The sequence below is a fragment of the Streptomyces phytophilus genome (assembly GCF_013870535.1).
Lineage (GTDB): Bacteria > Actinomycetota > Actinomycetes > Streptomycetales > Streptomycetaceae > Streptomyces > Streptomyces phytophilus.
In genome coordinates, this window is the sequence record NZ_JACBXC010000839.1 from 1 (window position 1) to 2736 (window position 2736).

The following is a 2736-nucleotide window of genomic DNA, read 5'->3' on the forward strand; positions in this document are numbered from 1 at the left end:
AGGTCTCCGCCGGGGACAGCGGCTCCGTCGCCGGGGTCGCCGCCGCCGTCGGCCCCAGCGTCGTGGAGATCCAGTCCTCCTCGACCGCCGGGCAGTCGACCGGGTCCGGGGTGATCGTCACCGAGAGCGGCGAGATCCTCACCAACAACCACGTCGTCTCCGGCGCCCAGCAGGTCCAGGTCACCTTCAGCGACGGCTCCACCGCCGCCGCCGACGTGGTCGGCACCGACCCCGACCTCGACATGGCGCTCATCAAGGTGCAGGGCAAGTCCGGCCTCAAGCCCGCCGCCCTCGGCGACTCCGACTCCCTGAAGGTCGGCGACGAGGTCGTCGCCATCGGCTCCCCCGAGGGCCTGAGCGGCAGCGTCACCAGCGGCATCGTCTCGGCGCTCGACCGCGACGTCACCGTGGAGAAGGAGCAGCAGCAGCCGCAGAGCGGCGAGCAGTGGCCGTTCGGCTTCGGCGGCGGCCAGTACAACGGGCGGCTCGGTTCGCAGACGACGACGTACCAGGCCATCCAGACCGACGCCTCGCTGAACCCCGGCAACTCCGGCGGCGCCCTCGTCGACATGAACGGCCGGATCGTCGGCATCAACTCGGCCATGTACGCGCCGCAGGACAGCTCCTCCGCGGGCAGTGTCGGGCTCGGATTCGCCATCCCCGTCAACGATGTGAAGCAGATCCTCGACGACCTCAGGAACAATTGAGGCCGTGACCGAGCCACAGCAGCGCATCCTGATCGTCGACGACGAGCCGGCCGTACGCGAGGCGCTGGAGCGCAGCCTCGCCTTCGAGGGCTACGGGACCGAACTCGCCGTCGACGGTCTCGACGCCCTCGACAAGGCCGCCTCCTACCGCCCCGACCTCGTCGTCCTCGACGTCCTCATGCCCCGCATGGACGGCCTGACCGCCGCCCGCCGGCTGCGGGCCGCGGGCGACCGGGTGCCCATCCTCATGCTCACCGCCCGCGACACCGTCGGCGACCGCGTGACGGGGCTCGACGCGGGCGCCGACGACTACCTCGTCAAACCGTTCGAGCTGGACGAGCTCTTCGCCCGTATCCGCGCACTGCTGCGCCGCCGCGCGTACGCCGACGGCGGCGAACAGCCCGACGCCGCCGAGGCCCTGGAGTTCGGCGATCTGCGGATGGACCTCGCCGCCCGCGAGGTCACCCGCGGCGGCAGGCCGGTGGAGCTGACCCGCACCGAGTTCACGCTGCTGGAGCTCTTCCTCAACCACCCGCGGCAGGTGCTCACCCGCGAGCAGATCCTCAAGGCCGTCTGGGGCTTCGACTTCGAGCCCTCCTCCAACTCCCTCGACGTGTACGTCATGTACCTCCGCCGCAAGACGGAGGCCGGCGGCGCCCCGCGGCTGGTGCACACGGTCCGCGGCGTCGGCTACGTCCTGCGCGCCCCGGAGGGGGAGAGCCGGGCGGGGAGCAGGTGATCTCCCGCTTCGGCCGGCTCCCGCTGCGCTCGCGGCTGGCCCTGCTCACCGCGGCGGCGGTCGCGGTCGCGGTGACGGCGTGCGCGGTGGCGGCGTGGTTCCTGGTGCGCTCGCAGCTCCTGTCGTCGCTCGACGAGGAGTTGACCAAGACGGAGCCGGCGGCCCGGATCCAGATCGACAACGGCAGGCTCCGGTGCCCCCGGTCGGTGCCGGACGCCACCGGGCCGTTCACGCCCAGCGGCCCCACGGTGCAGCTCGTGCTGGAAGACGGCCAGCGGTGCTACCAGAACGGCGAACGGCTCGTCGAGGTCCAGGGGCAGGACACCCGGGTCGCCGGCGGAGAGCTGGACTGGGCGGCCCACGACACGACCGCCGACGACGGCACCGAGTACCGCGTGCTCACCCGCCCCTGGCCCCAGGTCCCGGGCGTCGCCTACACCGTCGGCCGCCCCCTCAGCGAGGTCACCGACCCCCTCGACACCCTTGCCCTCGTCCTCACCCTGCTCGCCGCCGGCGGCGTCGTCGCCTCCGGCGTCGCCGGGGTGGCGCTCGCCCGCGCGGGCCTGCGCCCCGTGGAGCGGCTGACGCACACCGTCGAGCACATCGCCCGTACCGAGGACCTCGCCGTCGAGATCCCCGTCGAGGGCGACGACGAGATCGCCCGGCTGTCCCGCTCCTTCAACGCCATGACCGCCGCCCTCGCCACCTCCCAGGAGCGGCAGCAGCAGCTCATCGCCGACGCCGGGCACGAGCTGCGGACGCCGCTGACCTCGCTGCGTACGAACATCGAGCTGCTCGCCCGCAGCGAGGAGTCCGGCCGCGAGCTGCCGCCGGGGCAGCGCAGGGAGCTGCTGGAGTCCGTGACCGCGCAGATGACGGAGCTGGCGGCGCTCATCGGCGACCTCCAGGAGCTGTCCCGGCCCGACGCGGCGCCGGACAGGGCGCAGCTGGAGGTCGTCGCGCTGGACGAGATCGCCGGGCGGGCGGTGCGGCGGGTGCGGCTGCGGGCGCCGGAGGTGCGGATCGACGCGGAGCTGGCGCCCTGGTTCGTACGGGCCGAGCCCGCGGCCCTGGAGCGGGCCGTGGTCAACCTGCTGGACAACGCGGTGAAGTTCTCGCCCGCCGGCAGCCGGGTCGAGGTCCGGCTCGGCGGCGACGGGCTGCTGCGGGTGCGCGACCACGGCCCCGGCATCCCGGAGGCGGAGCTGCCGCACGTCTTCGAGCGGTTCTGGCGTTCGCCGTCGGCGCGCAGCCGGCCGGGCAGCGGGCTCGGGCTGTCGATCGTCGCCC

General features: G+C 73.6%; 3 protein-coding genes. All 3 read left to right on the plus strand.

Annotation, left to right across the window (positions count from 1 at the left end):
• Window positions 1-707 (plus strand): S1C family serine protease (locus H5J30_RS25985; RefSeq protein WP_181789778.1); only part of this gene is annotated, 707 nt, incomplete at its 5' end.
• A gap of 4 nt (window positions 708-711) precedes the next feature.
• Window positions 712-1446 carry a response regulator transcription factor gene (locus tag H5J30_RS25990; RefSeq protein ID WP_181789779.1) on the plus strand — a complete coding sequence of 245 codons (735 nt, stop codon included), beginning with the start codon at window positions 712-714 and terminating at the stop codon, window positions 1444-1446.
• The coding region (locus H5J30_RS25995; RefSeq protein ID WP_181789780.1) for a sensor histidine kinase at window positions 1443-2736 on the plus strand (1294 nt) is incomplete at its 3' end. The genes H5J30_RS25990 and H5J30_RS25995, both read left to right, overlap by 4 nt.